This window comes from Sporosarcina aquimarina, from assembly GCF_023715615.1.
In the GTDB taxonomy this organism is placed as follows: Bacteria; Bacillota; Bacilli; order Bacillales_A; family Planococcaceae; genus Sporosarcina; species Sporosarcina aquimarina_A.
This window is the reverse complement of record NZ_JAMBOM010000002.1, coordinates 61,490-78,019: the sequence shown is the minus strand read 5'-3', so window position 1 is coordinate 78,019 and position 16,530 is coordinate 61,490. Positions and strand designations below refer to the sequence as shown.

At 38.1% G+C, this 16,530-nt stretch carries 18 protein-coding genes and 1 pseudogene; 13 read left to right on the top strand and 6 right to left on the bottom strand.

The annotated features are described in order from the left end of the window. Together M3197_RS07430 and M3197_RS07425 are read left to right on the top strand one after the other, a co-directional pair. Complete coding sequence (locus M3197_RS07430) at nt 1-1,344, top strand: TldD/PmbA family protein (protein ID WP_251660286.1); 1,344 nt, start codon at nt 1-3, stop codon at nt 1,342-1,344. 233 nt (nt 1,345-1,577) lie between these two features. Further along, nucleotides 1,578-1,829, top strand: a complete 252-nt coding sequence (locus M3197_RS07425; protein ID WP_039044156.1) for a phage holin — start codon at nt 1,578-1,580, stop codon at nt 1,827-1,829. Between the two features lie 160 nt (nt 1,830-1,989). Here M3197_RS07425 and M3197_RS07420 read toward each other — a convergent pair whose 3' ends face one another. The 4 genes from M3197_RS07420 to M3197_RS07405 form a co-directional block, all read right to left on the bottom strand. Continuing rightward, nucleotides 1,990-3,045, bottom strand: a complete 1,056-nt coding sequence (locus M3197_RS07420; RefSeq protein WP_251660283.1) for a M42 family metallopeptidase — start codon at nt 3,043-3,045, stop codon at nt 1,990-1,992. Nucleotides 3,046-3,301: 256 nt separating this feature from the next. Continuing rightward, a complete protein-coding gene (locus M3197_RS07415; protein WP_251660281.1) occupies nt 3,302-4,948 on the bottom strand; it encodes an amidohydrolase in 1,647 nt (548 codons plus the stop codon). Nucleotides 4,949-5,186: 238 nt separating this feature from the next. Continuing rightward, the gene (locus M3197_RS07410) at nt 5,187-5,876 is read right to left on the bottom strand and encodes an LrgB family protein (protein ID WP_251660279.1); all 690 of its coding nucleotides are present in this window, start codon (nt 5,874-5,876) and stop codon (nt 5,187-5,189) included. Continuing rightward, complete coding sequence (locus M3197_RS07405; RefSeq protein ID WP_251660278.1) at nt 5,867-6,301, bottom strand: CidA/LrgA family protein; 435 nt, start codon at nt 6,299-6,301, stop codon at nt 5,867-5,869. The genes M3197_RS07410 and M3197_RS07405 overlap by 10 nt, the downstream gene beginning before the upstream one ends. A 396-nt stretch (nt 6,302-6,697) precedes the next feature. On the opposite strand from M3197_RS07405, the gene M3197_RS07400 reads away from it, so the two are divergent. The 11 genes and pseudogenes from M3197_RS07400 to M3197_RS07355 all read left to right on the top strand — a co-directional run bounded on the left by M3197_RS07400 (nt 6,698) and on the right by M3197_RS07355 (nt 14,902). After that, nucleotides 6,698-8,824, top strand: coding sequence for an ATP-dependent Clp protease ATP-binding subunit (locus M3197_RS07400; RefSeq protein WP_251660277.1), 2,127 nt, complete (start codon nt 6,698-6,700; stop codon nt 8,822-8,824). A gap of 266 nt (nt 8,825-9,090) precedes the next feature. Next, nucleotides 9,091-9,993 (top strand): DMT family transporter, encoded by a 903-nt coding sequence (locus tag M3197_RS07395; RefSeq protein WP_251660275.1) that lies wholly within the window; start codon nt 9,091-9,093, stop codon nt 9,991-9,993. A 571-nt stretch (nt 9,994-10,564) separates the two neighbouring features. Further along, nucleotides 10,565-10,801 (top strand): hypothetical protein, encoded by a 237-nt coding sequence (locus tag M3197_RS07390; RefSeq protein WP_251660273.1) that lies wholly within the window; start codon nt 10,565-10,567, stop codon nt 10,799-10,801. Between the two features lie 105 nt (nt 10,802-10,906). After that, nucleotides 10,907-11,398: a site-2 protease family protein gene (locus tag M3197_RS07385; protein ID WP_251660271.1), complete on the top strand. Its 492-nt coding sequence runs from the start codon at nt 10,907-10,909 to the stop codon at nt 11,396-11,398. A 203-nt stretch (nt 11,399-11,601) separates the two neighbouring features. Further along, complete coding sequence (locus M3197_RS07380; RefSeq protein WP_251660268.1) at nt 11,602-12,168, top strand: hypothetical protein; 567 nt, start codon at nt 11,602-11,604, stop codon at nt 12,166-12,168. Between the two features lie 238 nt (nt 12,169-12,406). Continuing rightward, nucleotides 12,407-12,553 (top strand): annotated as a pseudogene (locus M3197_RS17525) (YesK family protein); the annotation flags it as partial. Between the two features lie 77 nt (nt 12,554-12,630). After that, nucleotides 12,631-12,951: a DUF4190 domain-containing protein gene (locus tag M3197_RS07375; protein WP_251660266.1), complete on the top strand. Its 321-nt coding sequence runs from the start codon at nt 12,631-12,633 to the stop codon at nt 12,949-12,951. Nucleotides 12,952-13,018: 67 nt separating this feature from the next. Next, nucleotides 13,019-13,333, top strand: a complete 315-nt coding sequence (locus tag M3197_RS07370) for a hypothetical protein (protein ID WP_251660264.1) — start codon at nt 13,019-13,021, stop codon at nt 13,331-13,333. 26 nt (nt 13,334-13,359) lie between these two features. Continuing rightward, the gene (locus M3197_RS07365) at nt 13,360-13,599 is read left to right on the top strand and encodes a hypothetical protein (protein WP_251660262.1); all 240 of its coding nucleotides are present in this window, start codon (nt 13,360-13,362) and stop codon (nt 13,597-13,599) included. A 491-nt stretch (nt 13,600-14,090) separates the two neighbouring features. Next, on the top strand, nt 14,091-14,399 hold the full coding sequence (locus tag M3197_RS07360; protein ID WP_251660260.1) for a hypothetical protein: 309 nt from the start codon (nt 14,091-14,093) through the stop codon (nt 14,397-14,399). Between the two features lie 182 nt (nt 14,400-14,581). Further along, a complete protein-coding gene (locus M3197_RS07355) occupies nt 14,582-14,902 on the top strand; it encodes a hypothetical protein (protein ID WP_251660258.1) in 321 nt (106 codons plus the stop codon). Nucleotides 14,903-15,179: 277 nt separating this feature from the next. Here the strand turns inward: M3197_RS07355 and M3197_RS07350 are convergent, their stop codons facing one another. Together M3197_RS07350 and M3197_RS07345 are read right to left on the bottom strand one after the other, a co-directional pair. Further along, the gene (locus M3197_RS07350; RefSeq protein ID WP_251660256.1) at nt 15,180-15,377 is read right to left on the bottom strand and encodes a hypothetical protein; all 198 of its coding nucleotides are present in this window, start codon (nt 15,375-15,377) and stop codon (nt 15,180-15,182) included. Nucleotides 15,378-15,379: 2 nt separating this feature from the next. After that, nucleotides 15,380-15,877, bottom strand: a complete 498-nt coding sequence (locus M3197_RS07345; protein WP_251660253.1) for a CPBP family glutamic-type intramembrane protease — start codon at nt 15,875-15,877, stop codon at nt 15,380-15,382. Nucleotides 15,878-16,530: the final 653 nt, after the last annotated feature.

Here is a 16,530-nt window from a genome sequence, read left to right as displayed (position 1 = left end):
ATGGACATTCTACTATTTCAGGAAGAACTTTTGAAAAGAGCTAAGGATGTTGGTTTTAGTGAAGCAGAGGTTTACTATGAAAAATCTAACTCGTTCCAAGTGAAAATATTTGAAGGGGAAATCGATAGTTATGAAACTTCTGAAGAAGGTGGTGTGGGGTTCAGAGGATTGTACAAAGGAAAAATGGGCTATGCGTACACAGAAAAAATTGATGATGATTCAGTTTCTTTCTTAATTGACGGGGCAAAAGCGAATGCAGAAGTGTTAGACGAAGACGACGGCTCGGACATCTTTGGAGGAAGTGAACACTATTCGGAACACTCCCGTTATAGTGAAGAGCTTGCAAATGTATCAATTTCAGAAAAAATCGCTTTTATTAAGGAAGTAGAAAAGAAAACTTTGGCATATGATCCTCGCATTGTATCAGTAAATTATTGTGTGCTGCAAGACTTCTCACAGGATCGCGTTCTAACAAACAATAAAGGACTTTCTTTACAAGATAAAACGAATGGACTTATTGTTTTCATATACGCAGTGGCTAAAGATGGAGAAGAAATGAAGACAGGTGGCGCGGTGCGATTAACAAGAGATTTTAAAGAATTGGATGCTAATGAGATTGCAAATGAAGCAGGGAAGGAAGCAATCTCTAGTTTAGGTGAGCACTCGATTCCATCCCGGAAGTATCCGATTATTATGCGTCACGATGCATCTGCTTCTTTATTAGCAGCATTTACTCCGGTCTTTTCAGCTGAAGAAGCACAAAAAGATCAGTCCTTGTTGAAAGGTAAAATTGGTGAAGAAATTGGAACAAAAAACTTCAGTCTTGTTGATGATCCGTTCCATCCTGAAGCGTTGTTAGGTAGAAATTTCGACGGAGAAGGGGTTGCAACTAAAAAAACGATTATCATCTCGGATGGCACCTTAAAAACACTTCTTCATAATCGGAAAACTGCTAAAAAAGAAGGTGTTGACTCAACAGGTCATGCAAGTAAAGCGTCTTATAAAAGTACGCTATCAATTGCACCAGGTAATTTATACATTGCCCCTGGAGAAAAAAGTAATGAGGAATTGATGGCTACTATAGAGGAAGGCGTGTTAATCACAGATTTGTCTGGCCTACACTCAGGAACGAGTACCATTTCAGGTGATTTCTCGGTGGCAGCATCAGGCTTCTATATTAAAGATGGAAAAATCGCGTTCCCTGTAAAACAAATGACGATTGCAGGAAACTTCTATGACTATATGAATGGAATCGTATCGGTTGGATCTGATTTGAAATTCGTTCCAGGCGGGTACGGATCGCCTTCTGTAAAAGTAAAAGAACTGTCAGTAACAGTTGATTAATAGAAAAGTTGATTTACCCATGGTTAAAGAAAGCCAATCTGAATATGAACACGGACGATAAATGTTATTACAAGAACAAAAAGTAAGTTTTGATAGGAACGGCTGGACATCCCTCATAGGATGTCTTTTTTTCTTTGAATAAAATAGAAATAGCCAATGTGAGGTGTAAAAACAGATGGTGCACAAACACGTACATTTCTTCTGAAAGAGTAGGTAAGAAAGGAGGGATTCATGTGAATGCAGATAAATTGAAACAGTATATCGGATTGTTTGGTGGTTTGGCTTCAGCTGTCTTTTTGTTTTTACACACGATTGGTATTCAGTTCACCTGGTTCAATCCAGCTAGCATTGGAGCCTTCTCCGGGGTACTAGTGGCGGCAATTCCTTTTGTTCTAATTGTTTATGGAGTTTATAAAAACTCGTATATCCTAACAGAAAAAGCTAAAAAACAAGAAAAGGAATTGAAAAGGAGAGGACTCAAATAGATTTACTATAAAACCGGCATCTCTATAGGTTTTGCCTCTATTTTTTGACCCCCGAGAACTTTACATACTCCTATTTAGGAAGCCAGAAAAATTATCCTCTCGCAAAGAATTTTAAAAACCAGCGGCCGAGGAAGAGGTTGCTGGTTTTTTCAGTGCAATATTAATACCGTTGCATATCCGATTGCACATAATGATAAAGCAACTGCAATGTACATGCCAGTGACTCCTCATGAGTGCGTTCAAACGCGTGAGAAGAGTCAATCCCCGGGCCAATCAGGCCATGAATGATGTCATGTCCTGCTTTGATCGCTGCGGAAGCATCAGAAGCATAATAAGGATAAATATCAAGCTTATACGCAATGTCTTGATGCTTTGCTAACTCAACTAGTGAATTACGAAGTCCTACATGATAGGGGCCACTACCATCTTTTGCACAAATGGAAACCGTATACTCATCCGTAGATTGGCCATCGCCCATAGCACCCATGTCAACTGCGAGGTACTCGACGGTTTCCTCAGGAATGTTGGAGTTCCCACCATAGCCGATTTCTTCATTATTAGAAATTAGGAAATGCGTTGTATATGGTAGGGTGATATTTTCTTCTTCAATCTGTTTAATAAGTTGCAACAAAATCGCAACACTGGCTTTATCATCTAAATGTCGTGATTTGATGAACCCATTGTCACAAATCTCTACCCGTGGATCGAGTGACACGAAATCACCTACTTCAATTCCGAGTTCACGGACTTCTTTTTCATTTTTCACTTTAGCGTCAATACGTACTTCCATATTCACCTTATTACGTTCTGCTTTGCCGGCGTCTTTATAGACGTGTACAGACGTTTGGTGCATTAAAATCGTACCTGTGATTGTATTGCCTGAAGCCGTGTGAATTTGGCAGTATTCGCCTTCAATCGAATTGTAGTGATAGCCGCCTATCAAATCGAGGCGTAAACGTCCATTGCTCTTGACCTCTTTCACCATAGCGCCGAGAGTATCGACGTGGGCAGTAAGCATCCTGTGCTCCTTGTTACTTTCTCCTGGCAATGTAGCAATGAGACCGCCTTTGCGATTGCGCTTTGTTTCTACATTGTATTGCTTCAAGTATTCCTCAACAAAAGCAATTACCTCTTTTGTGTAGCCTGATGGGCTTGGAATCGATACAAGTTGTTGGATAAGTTCTTTTGTTTCAGCTGTGTCTGGTTTATACGTCATATGTATTCTCCTTTCGAAATGGTTCTTCTATGTAAGTTTATCGTTTTATAAAAATTGTCACAACTATTCAGGCTGATTATGTAAGTAGTTAAAGGGGGGGATTTTAAAAAAAGAACTTCATGGGAAACAATGAGGTGATTCAAAACATAGATGGCGAAGGGCATAGAAGTCACCAGGTGCTTGCACACCTGGTGAATGGGCTAGACATCTGCTAATAGAGTAGTTAACGAGTGATAGCTACAAGTGAATAGCATCATCACGCTCGTTCATAAACGAGTTCTCCATCGATAAAGGTTGCAAGTACGTTAATATCTTTAATGTAAAGAGGGTCAATGGAAGTTGGGTCTTTGTCTAAAACCGCGAAATCTGCTCGCTTGCCGACTTCAATGCTGCCCGAGGACGCTTCATCAAAATTAAGCTCAGCTCCGTAAATTGTCATCGATTTTAACGCTGTCATGACGTCACACTTTTCATCCGCTCCTAGAACATGACCTTCCTTTGTCAGGCGATTAACTGCAGCCCAGATCGAGAACAATGGTGAAATTGGTGTAATCGGACAATCGGAATGGAGTGTAAAAAGTATGTCGTTTTTAGCCGCTGTTTTCACTGGATTCAAGTGTTGAGCACGTTCAGGACCAAGAAATAACCGCTCATGTCGATCACCAAAATAATAAACATGATTTATGAAAAAGGAACTGGCAACGCCGAGTTCTTTCATCTTGTTCAAATCTTCAATAGTTGCGGTTTGAGCGTGTTCAATACGGTGGCGATGATCAAGTTGAGGGGCATTTTGTAGTGCATACTCATACCCTTTTAAAATTGATTCAATCGCTTTATCCCCATTACCATGGATAGCGATACGGAACCCTCTTTGATGGAAATTCAATAGTTGCTCATTCAAGGAAGTTTGCTCGTGGATAAGCGTTCCGGTAAGGGATTCATCGCAAAAATAAGGTTCTCGTAAAGCGGCCGTCAAACCTTGTATGGAGCCATCTTGAAACAGCTTCACCCCATCTAAGCGTACACGTCCATTTGACTTCTCCTGTATTTCTTCATCAAGTTCCTTCGCCGAATAGCGACTAAACATCCCTTCGTCTTGTAAAAGAGAATGGATCATCAACAACTGAGTGCGCATCGGATTTACTTTCGTTTTTCCTGCTTTTAGATGAACATCCAATTCCTTCTGAGGGTTATTCGACATTCCAATGGCTGCAACGGTGTTCATAGTAATCCCTTGGGCGATGTATTCTTCCGCTGCTTGACCAAGCAATTCAATCATGTGTTCTTCTTTTTTTTCTGGGATTGCTTGACTGACAGCAGAGGTCGCTGCATGTTCATACAACACTCCATTTAAACGACCATCGAAATCCCTTCCGAAATGACCCTTCGAAGAATCTTCAATGTCTTCAGGTACCTGTGCTAATGAAAGTGCTAGCGAATTAGCTACAGCTATATGCCCGGAAGAGTGGTTAAGAAATACAGGATGATTAGGGGCAACCTGATCCAGTTCCTTCCTAGTCGGATGACGTTGTTCAGTTAGAAGCGTATCATCGTACCCAAATCCATGTATCCATTCACCTTCGGGTAGTTGTTCCGCTTTGGAATGAATCCGGTTTAATAAATCATCAATGCTCTGGTTGAGTGGTGAGCTGCAATCTACCATATCCTTCAATAACGCGTAAGACAAAATATGGTTATGAGTGTCGATGAATCCTGGTATTAAGGTTGCTCCCTCCAAATCTATGATTTTTGTTCGATCTGGGATGGATGTTGTACCTGAAGGGGGAGTTGGCGTTTCCCAAATATCTGTAATTCGTCCATTTGTCACCGCTAAAGAACGGGCTTGTTCATTATTAGCATCTAGTTTTAAAATTACGGCATTTGTAATGATTAAATCTGGCATCGTGCATCCTCCTTGTATACATTATTCAATTTAATATGATGTCCATGCTACGTCACTATGAATTTATACGTCAAGCTTTTAAGGTTTTGAATGTGGTTATTTTTTACCTGTAAGCAAGTACATCGTGGTTGTGAAACAAAAGTAAGGTGAATTGAAGGAACATTCTATTGGGTTTATTCATCAACGAGGAAACACAAAAAAACGCGCCTTGAGATGAGGCGCGCTAACAATGATTGAGTCAATAAAATATCCATGCAATCACTGGCCCAAGCAGTGATCCGAAAATAGCAGATAGGGTCATTGCAACGGAACTCAATGATGCTTCCTGCTCGCCGTATTCAATCGCTTTGGATGTACCAATCGCATGGGTTGCAACTCCCAATCCAATTCCACGGCCAAGCGTGCTATCTAACTTGAAGAATGTTAAGAAATAGTGGCTGAAAATAACACCTGTGATACCTGCGATGATTACGAATACAGCAGCAAGTGCAGGGATCCCGCCTATTTGTGCGGAAATCTGCATGGCAATAGGTGTCGTAATAGATTTAGGCAAAAGGGAAAGAGCAAGTTCTTTCGAAAACCCTAAACTTTTTGCGAAGGCTACTCCAGTCACCATTCCCGTCAAACACCCAACCAACACCCCAGTTAGAATAGGAAAGATGTATTGCTTCAAAAGTTCTCGTTGTTTATACAAAGGGATTGCCAAAGAGACAACCGCTGGTCCAAGCAACTTGTCAATCCATTGACCACCAATCATGTATGTGTCATAAGGAATGTTAAACACTATGAGAATAATGATAATGACAATAGTCGTCGTTATGATGGGAACTAGAAAAGGTTGATGAAACTTCATGTAGAGGACATTCATCAAAAAATAGACAAGGATGGTTAACAAAATGAACCCACAGGTTAAGAGTATCAATTGCATTTTGAGCTCTCCTTTCTCTTATCCAACTGTTTCGCAATCCTTTGACTTACGAAACTAGCGATCCCCATCGTTATAAATGTACTCAGTATTGTGATTGGTATTAATAAAAAACCTTTACCAGCAAAGAAATGGCCATAATTCATAACGGCTACTGTTGCAGGGATGAAGAAGATAGGTAAAACGGATAGCAACGAATGTCCTCCCGTTTCAATCCATTTCAATGAAAGAAGTTTTGTGCTTAAAGCTCCCCATAATAATAATAAACCGATAATACTCCCTGGAAGTGGGATGTGGAGAAGGTCATGGAGCCAACTTCCTGCTACATAAAACCCATAGAGAAATACTATTTGAATAAGCCTGATTAAGATGTTCATGGTCTGTCGATTCCTTCTTTCACCAATTTCAAGTGATTGAGTGTTATCCAATCCAATCAGTCGATAAGTTGAAAACTATTTTTACTACGTATAATTATTATAAAAAACCATTCAATCAAACGCAAAAAACATTGTATTCAGTGTTTATCGAAAATCATGTAGGGGTTCAAATACTTCTGAAGGGAATTGCTGATTAACTTAAATTCAAAGCTTTTTGGCTAGCCTTTATTACTCGTCCTTGAAGAGAAATACTTAGCGCATGATCTCTTCAATTTATTTTTGCAACGTATTAAGAAATGCATTACGATGTTCGATGTTTCATTAAAAGAGACAAGCAGATTTCTTGAAAGTCAAAGAAGGTCAATGTAAAATAAATCTAAAGGTTAAAGTTAGTCAAAGTCGAAGTGATGAACAATAAATATACGAAATTGTAAGGAGGAATTAATGATGAAATGTCAACACTGTGAAACTAATGAAGCTACGATGAGGTTAGGGCTACAAGTGAATCATCAGGCGATGCGAGTAAATCTTTGCCGTTCCTGTTTTCAAGAATTGAAAGGGCAAATGAGTGCAGGCAACATGCCATCATTCTCAAATGAAGACAATCAAGTTTTTCAAGCAAATGGTGGAAAACGTGCACAAACACAAGTGAGAGAGCAAGATCGACATGAACCTGGATTGTTAGACCAACTAGGTAAGAATTTGTCCGATGATGCAAGAGAAGGATCCATTGACCCGGTCATTGGTCGAGATAGAGAGATAAAACGTGTCATAGAGACATTGAATAGAAGAAATAAAAATAATCCTGTGCTAATCGGGGAACCAGGTGTCGGTAAAACGGCAATTGCGGAAGGACTTGCAGTGAAAATCCATGCAGGTGATGTACCCGTGAAGTTGATCAACAAAAAAGTGTATGTATTGGATGTTGCGTCACTTGTATCGAATACAGGAATCCGTGGTCAGTTTGAAGAACGGATGAAACAGCTGATTGAAGAATTGGAAACACGGAAAGATGTACTGTTGTTTGTAGATGAAATTCATTTGCTCGTCGGAGCGGGAACAACTGAAGGATCACAGATGGACGCTGGGAATATCCTCAAACCTGCATTAGCACGAGGTAGCTTGCAACTTATCGGAGCGACAACATTAAAAGAGTATCGACAAATTGAAAAAGACCCTGCACTCGAACGTCGTTTTCAACCAATTATTGTGAAGGAACCGTCTGCAGAAGATACCATTCAAATTTTAAACGGTATCAAGGATCGATATGAAAATTGCCATGGAGTGCGCTATTCCCCTGAAGTGATACAGGCGTTTGTCACATTATCACAACGATATATCCAAGACCGTTTCTTACCGGACAAAGCAATTGATTTAATGGATGAAGTTGGATCACGATTAAATTTGGAGCAGACATCCATAGACTCAAATTCGCTTGAAATTCGTTTAACAGAACTCGTTCTACAAAAAGAGCAGGCAGCCAATGAGGAGAAGTACGAAGAAGCAGCGAATTTACGCGCTGAAGAAGTGAAATTAAGAGAAAAACTGGAAGCGGCCAAACAAGTCGATGATGTTGACCATTCAGAAGTCACGGTAGCGGATATTGAAATGATTGTAGAAGAGAAGACTGGTATTCCGGTGACGAAACTTCAAGCTGCAGAGCAAGCGAAAATGAAAAATCTTGCCGAAAACCTAAGTAAAAAAGTCATTGGTCAGTCTGAAGCAGTTGAAAAAATCGCAAAAGCGATTCGTCGTAGTCGGGCTGGATTGAAATCAAAAAATCGTCCGATTGGTTCGTTTTTGTTTGTCGGACCAACAGGTGTTGGGAAAACAGAAATCACTAAAGTCTTGGCTGAAGAGTTATTCGGTTCTCGTGATACGCTAATCCGTCTGGACATGAGTGAATATATGGAGAAACATGCGATTTCAAAAATTATCGGTTCACCTCCGGGTTACGTCGGTCATGAAGAAGCCGGTCAATTGACGGAACAAATTCGTAGAAATCCTTATTCAATTTTGCTGCTCGATGAAATTGAAAAAGCGCATCCTGATGTGCAAAATATGTTCCTTCAAATTATGGAGGATGGACGATTAACCGATTCACACGGTCGCACAGTAAGCTTTAAAGATACAGTCATCATTATGACAAGTAATGCAGGGACAGGCGCGTCTAAAAAAGCGGGTGTCGGGTTTAATCAGACAGAACATGAGTCGGTGAGCATGCTTGAAACATTAGGGGATTATTTCAAACCTGAGTTTCTAAATCGCTTTGACGCAATTGTTGCATTTAACGAGTTAACAGAATCCGATTTACTAGAAGTAGTAGATTTAATGCTTGTAGATCTTCAAGAAAACATTCAAGAAAATGATATTACCATCACGATTACACAAGAAGCGAAACGAATACTTGTGAAGTTAGGTTATGACAAACGCTTTGGCGCTCGTCCACTACGAAGAGTAATTCAAGATAAAATCGAAGATCCTTTAACAGATCTTTTATTGGAGGAAGAGACGATCGGAGAAGTAAGTGTCGACGTAGTTGAGGATGAGATCGTTGTACAGAAATTGCAGTAACTCGTGGTTTACAAATAAAAAACGAATGGTTAGTTGAATATAATAATTTTGGTAACCACCTTTTCTGCTCACTAAAGAGCAGAAAAGGTGGTTACTTTTTTGTTTACATAATTACTAGACGATCTCTTGCAAGTTGTTATCTATAGATGCGAGGGGAGGCTCGTATAAAACCTGCATACGTTTCTAAGTTCGTCTACTTATCGATGATTGAATATTGTATGATTAAATTTGGATCATACATAGATAGTTAAGTAGGAGGGGAAAGGATGGATACTCAGCCTGGAATTAGAGTCTATTTGATGACTATTGCAGGGGCAGTTTGTTGGGGCCTGATTGGATTATTCATCGCTCCGTTGTATGCACGAGGTTTCACCGCTTGGGATGTTGTGGCCATAAGGGGGATATTTAGTTTTATCTGTTTGATTCTGATTATGATGTTATTTTATCGAGATCAGTTACGTACTCGCTTAAAAGATCATATCTTTTTCGCGAGCGCTGGGATTTTCAGTCTTGCGCTGTTTAACTATTTTTATTTCGAAGTCTTTTCTCAATCCAGCTTGTCACTAGCTGTTACCCTTCTGTACACAGGCCCTTTGTTCGTCACGATTCTGTCTCGTATTTTCTTTAAGGAACCTCTAACAATTCGTAAGGGATGGGCGCTTGCTTTTGCGATTACTGGATGCGCATTTGTAGTGGGACTTCTCCCATTAGGATCCCAAAGTATTCCGAGTAAAACGTTATTTATGGGAATTCTTTCAGGTTTTTGCTATGCATCGTATAGTATTTTTACAAAACCAGTCACAAAACGATATTCTGCGTTAACGATCACTACGTATACGTTTCTGTATACGAGTATCTTCATGTTGTTGACGAGTGATATTTTAGGTAAAGTGAAGAAATTTCAGCATGCTGATGTGTGGGTGGCTGCTCTGTTATTGGCATTAGTCTCAACGGTTGCAGCGTATTTACTATATACAGCCGGTCTAAAATATTTGGAAGCAGGGAAGGCATCTATTTTAGCGACGATAGAACCGATAGTGGCTGTATTATTGGGGGTCTTGTTTCTCCATGATCAGTTGCATGGATGGCAAGTGTTGGGAATCGCACTGGTTCTGTATTCAGCTATTCTTGTAGCGGGAGGACGCTATCGAAAAACGAATAAAGGTTGATAAAGTTCCAACCTGCGATAGGTAAAAATAATTCGCTTAATGAATTTAGTTTATTGAATGGTCAGCATATCCGTGACATCACAGTGGTTTGGACACACCATGTTGAACAGAAGTTTTTTGATTGGTTAAGAAGATTATCATTGCACGAATAGTTTAGTTACTAGTGCAAGTAGGAAGTGTTACTTCGTTAAAAGTTTGATTATTTGGAATGAAGATTGATAATGAATTAGAAATTTTGATACAATAGTGTAAACAAATGGATTGTGTGGGCATGCAACAAACTGAACATAATGCAATCTAAAAAAATGTTCTCAGAGCTCTAGACAGAACTCTTTCCGAGGGACGAGGCTTAAGCCTCCTGAGTCGCTAAAATATTGCGCCATGTAGGGGTCTCAAGACGAGTGCAAAGATATGCTCTCAACGCTTTGCTTTTGTTCGCAAAAGCCGTTCTTCGTTACGTCTTTCGCTAATCCCTTCGGAGTCGTCCGCCTTCCGCTCCAAGCAACGGAGAATAGGATCTATAAAGGATATATTCAAGAAACTGGCCAAATTAGGGAAGGGTGTGATTGAAATGGGGAAACGAGGTACTGGAGTCGCATTCATTGCTATATCTGCTTTTTTAATATCAACGAAATATATTAGTGCTGCAATTTTTGGTTCAGGGGTTTCAAGTTGGAATCAAGATTTATTTAATGGGATGTTATCTTATGTTGGAAATACTTTAAACATTTTTAGCGTACTGTCTTTACTTGTAGGTATTCTTTATATCGTATGGGGAGAATATGAAGAATTAAAACGTCAGAGATAAAGTAATATCTGAATTTCAGCTAACGGGGGTGATTGTAAGACAACGCTGTACCAGAATCGGGCCATATTGATTAGCGCACATAAATGAAATAGCTATAGGAAAGAAGTGAGTGAATTGATTGAAACCATAATTGGATATGTGATTGCCTTGTTTATTTTTCAACCTCTAAATGTTTTTATACATGAAATCGGGCATGCATTTTTTGTGAAAATATTTGGAGGGAACGTATTCAAAATAGAAGTAGGAGTAGGAGAGCCTTTAATTAGAATAGGTTCTATACAAATAAACAAGCAATTTTTCATGTTTGGGATATGCAGATGTGAATATAACCCTACGGACCCATCCTTACTAAACGAAAAAGTGAAATTATCCTTTATAGCCTTAGGTGGAGTCATTTTTAACTTGATGACTATATTTATTTTAATTGCACTTAAGTTGAACACAACACATCATCATTTTCTTGATAGTTATTTCTTCGGTTTTACTGGATTCTTAATCCTATCAGCAATAATTCCTTTAACATATTTCACCGGATTAAAAAGTGATGGATGGATCCTTGTTAATATATGGCGAAGGAAAACTAATGAAGTGTACTAACAAAAAACTTTGAGAGATAAATAAATTAAAATTTATGAATTTTATTTTGGGAATGTTACAACTATTGATCAATCTGACACCATTCTGAAACACAGCCGTTTAATAATCGGGCCAAATTGATGAGTAGGAGAAGATGATTTGTAATGACAATTGAATCTTTACAGAATTGAATTGCGTGAATAAAACAATGGGAGGGAAATCACATGTCAAATAAAAATGTAAAAGCCTTCAAAGTATTATTCATTAGTTTTATGTTGATTCTTACTGGGGGATTGTTCGCTGCCTGTTCAAATACCGAGGCAGCGGATCCAAATGTAGGGATTGTCGAAAAAGTTCTTAAGCTTCAGTTCAACGGTCCTGACGAAAAGATGATGGATTTGCTTGAGAATCCTGATTACACAAAAATCGTGGATGGTCAGCAAGTCAATGAGAAGTTCGATAAGTACATCACAGAAGTATATGGAGATTATTTTGCAGAAGACTATCTAGTCCCGTTTCTTCAAATATCAGGGTTAAGATATCAAACTGCGGCAGAATTTTCTGGTTACGAACTAAATTTGAAAGACACAGTCGTTAAACAGCCCGAAAAGGATTCTAACAGATATACATTCACTGCAACTGTCGGTTATACAAAAGATGGAGAGAAAGAAAAGACAGCTGAAGTATCGGGAGTTGTTCTATTCTCTAGTAAGGAAAAGGGAAAAATCGGCAAGTTTGAATATGGTGAAGACAACGGACTATCTAAAGAATTATTCTCTTCAGACGAATAATAAGCTTCTTCTTCAATCGGGTGCAATTCACTAATAAGATCCGTTCTTCAAACTGGCCATTTTCTAAAGTGGATTAGTAAAGTAATCATATTTTGAAAAAATGGAGGGTTTGACTAGAATGATGTTTTTAGCACCATTTCTTGTGGCTATTTTATCGGGAAGCATTGTATTGTTGATGACTTGGAAGCTGAACAAAAAAAGGTTTTCTTTACTTGTATGAAATCTACCAGGAGGCGCTTCAATACTAGCTGCTATAATCCTATTTTACATTGGATTTGTAAATGTTAGAGGATTTGAAGGAGCAGCGTATTTAATTCTTGCCCTCTTTTTAGTTGGTTTTGCACTTATTGCTTTTGTTATGACAACCGTAATGACAAAAAAATAGTTATAACAAAGTAATAACAAATTTTCTCCTTTCAATAAACAGGCGCGATTCTTGTATTAGAGATCAGCAACGGATTCATGAAATGGACCATTTTGAAGCAATTAGGAGGAAGAAAAGTGAATGTGAAAACTGAAACAAACAGTAAGTCTATTGTTTCTTTAATTTTTGGTGTTTTATCAATTTTGATACCTCTGGTGGGGTTATTCCTAGGCATTTTAGGCATTGTAATTTCAAGAAATGCTACCAGAGAAATTGCAGTAACAAATGAGAACGGAAAGGGTTTAACAGTTGCAGGTCTAACTTGTAGCATTATAGGTATAGGACTCCAAGTTATCATGATTGCGTCTTACATATTATTTTTCCTTCTTTTTAGCTCAAGCTCTTTTGAATTACACTAATGCTGATGGGTTAAGTTTCATCCGTTCATCAATCGGGTCAGATTCTATATAGTGATGGGGGACGAAAATGGAAAAGAAGTTACAGAAGTCAGGCTTATATGGATTATTATTAGGATTAGCTGTTTCAATTTTATTTGTCAGTTATAAAGATGTTCAAGATTTGGGTAATGGTAGTTTCGAAATTTCTTATAAGCCCATTTATGACTATGTAATTTTGATTTTACGTTTAGGAATTATAGGAATGTTTGTAGGTTTATTTATTGGTTGGAAGGATTACGAAAAGAAAAAGAGAACCCAAAAACAAGGAAAGACTTATTACATCCTTGCATTTTTTGCTGTATTTCTTGTATCCAGCGTCATAATGCTGATACTTAATTGGTAAAAGGATTTCCGCAAATGGGGGCATTCTTGAACAAGGATGTGCGTCCGTTCATCAAACGTGCCACTTTACTGATGAAAATAACGACAAAAGGGGAGCGGGTGAAAATCCAAAAACATTATTATTTCCTCAATGAGCTAGAAGAAAGAAAAATCTTTTATAAAGTGGATAAAGTAAGTGTAGCCGATACGAACTTGCAGAATCTGGCCAATTTATTAAATAAGGATCTGTGCCTTTTATTTTCAAAGCGAGTCAAAAGAGGGGTCTGAATTTTAATATGACGAAAAGAAAATTATATTGGATATTACTTATTCCTTGTGTTTTTATATTTGTGTTAACTCTAATTTATCTGCCAGAATGTAAGAAAAACTATTCGGTGTTTATACCACTAATATATTGGGTTATATATTTTATTTTAGTTAAAACATTAGTCTTAAAGAATAAAGGTGAAAATAATTTTACTTGCTAGCTAATAATGTTGGCAATCGGGCGTGATTGTTTGATAGAACACTCTAGTTGATTGGAGTGGAAGGGGGCGACTCCAGCGGGAACAGCGCGAGCTGAAGACCCCGCAACGAAGCGTAGTGTAGTGAGGAGGCTGAAGCCGTGCCCGCGGAACGCGTCCGCCTGGAACGGAAATCAACGGGTTGCAGACTGTTCCATATTTGGGCGCGATTCTTGAATTAAGTTTATGTTTCTAAAGGGCAATCTTGTGAATTAAGATGCTTAAAAGGAATTAGATATTTTAAGGGGGGATAAAGTGAAGAAAGGATTGGGTGCAGGATTGGAAATGATCCGTATCGCAATAATATTATTAATTTTTGGAAGTTTATTAGGGGGGCTTGTGAAATTAATCTACACAGGATTTGGAATCAATGGAGATGATACTCATGGCGCTTGGTTAGTAGGGGGATCAATTCTATTACTGCTTTTCGTTTTGTATAGAAACAAACTCCAGTTCTCTGGGTTCTATAAAGGTGATGAAAAAGTAAAACTGCCGCGAACAATCAGCACTATTCTAGTTTCAAGCTCTATCCTAATATTAATTATTGCTCCCATTATCCATTAACAAGAGCGATTCCTTTATAACTGATTTCGTCCATATCACAATTTTGCTGAAATAGTGAAAGTGAGTGATAACAATGCACATATATTATGAAAAGGACTTGCCGTGGTATCTACAAGATACGCCATTTTTTATAATATCTTTTCTATTTGTGGCTATTCAATTGATTTTTAGGGGGTGTTACTTTGGAGGAAATTACATCTTATAATTATTGGCAAGATTTAAAGTTCGTAGTGATCCAGTTAATTATTCTGTTAGCTGTTGTCGCATTAATTGTGCTAGCCATACGGAATTTACCAAGAAGGTCAAAAGGAATGGAGAAATCTACAACAAATATATTAATCGCTGGTGTGATCGTGTTAGGGTTTTGGTTTGCTCTAGGTATTCTGGGGATAAATGCCTTCTACTTTGTTCCGAGGTTCATTGAATGGACGACGAAGTTTATTCTTCCATGGGTGGTATTATATTGGCTAATAAAGCTTATTAAAGTTCTGGAAAGAAAATAAATTCATTTTATAAGTGACCCGATTGCATCTATAACGCAATCGGGCGATTTACTTTAACGTGCAAGAATCGACTTGTGATGATGTTAAAGAAGTATTATACCTTCTTTAATCTGAATTCATTTCCTCGTACATTACCATCATTATAGATACAGGCTTAAACAAAGTGAATCAACCAGATGTTACCGTAGGACACGGTCCGCAATTAGAAAAATTTTCGCCGTCTAAACAAAATTGCATTCCTATTATCCAAGAGTTTTATTCTCGCATAGTTGAAATTTTAAGGGTGCCCTTTAGAAAACTTAACTACTCTTGCCCATAAATAAATTGTATAGATAATTAAAATAGAAACTATTACATAGGTGTAGAGTGAAGAGCCTGTATTTTGTGAGGATATAATAATAAAGTTATTGAAGCCATGAAAGGCAATTGCAATCAGGATGGATTGGTTATTTACACGGAGTAGGGAGAGGACCATCCCTATAAAGAATGCATAGAATATTTGTAAGATGGTATGTTCCAGTGCCCACTAAGTAGCTGCAAAGAGTGAGTAATTGCAAAAAGTCCACTGGAAACGAATACAGCAACCTTGACATTGTTCACACATAACATATTCAGCATGAATCCTCGGATTACCATCTCCTCAACGAACGCAACGACTGCAATTTGAGTTACCAGCATCACTAACAACGTACTAATAGGCGTGCTTGCAATTCCACCATTCCCAATGAATAATAGGATAACTATTAGCACTAATGGGCCGGAAAGTAGCAGGGATTTTCTCAAAGAGAAGAGCTTGTTCTTGGAAAAGTAAAATTTCCATTTCTTTGTTATAAATAGATAACTCAAAATCCCTATAGCTAACGGAACGATTCCTAAATACTTTAAAAATTCGTTGGAAGGCTCACTAATAGAAACAAATATCCCATTTACTGTGAAAAAGAAAATTACTAAAACCTCTAAACCAATAATTTTCATCCAAACACTAAAATTCCTTTTCAAAATATCTCCCACCTTCTTATTTTATTTATAAAAATTAAGGTTGAAATAGCTCTAGGGTTAAGCGGTGAAACTCTTCTCTTTTAAGTGTGCCATAATTTCTTTACAATTGTTGGGAACAAGCAATGTTAGAAGTTAAATTTTGTTGATTTGAATTGTAATCATGATACGGTTCAACGGTGTCAATAGTTCCATTGAGACATGTAATAATATGTTCTGCACATAATAATAAGCTCTATTTACATTCTTCTTCTACGTACTTTAATCACAAAGCAGTTTCAGCTCTGTAGTCAAAAATCTGAATTTACTGTTGACATCACGGAAAACTCTCTCTATAATCCATAAACAAAGCTTCGTATCCATATATTTGCAATGAGAAGGACATGAATCATTTCTTAATTTCGCTACCAGAAAACAAGGTCATTGGCTGGAAACCTTGAGCGGAATGGAGTGATTTACCACCTTTCTGGCTAACATGAGGAACTGCATACGTGCATGAAATCATGTTCGGGAAACCGTTATCGACTTAAGCGCATGCCTGTATTTCGGCATGCGGAAACTTGGGTGGCACCACGACCGCATTCGTCCCTTTTACAGGGGAGGAGTACGGTTTTTTAAATTGAATACAGTAA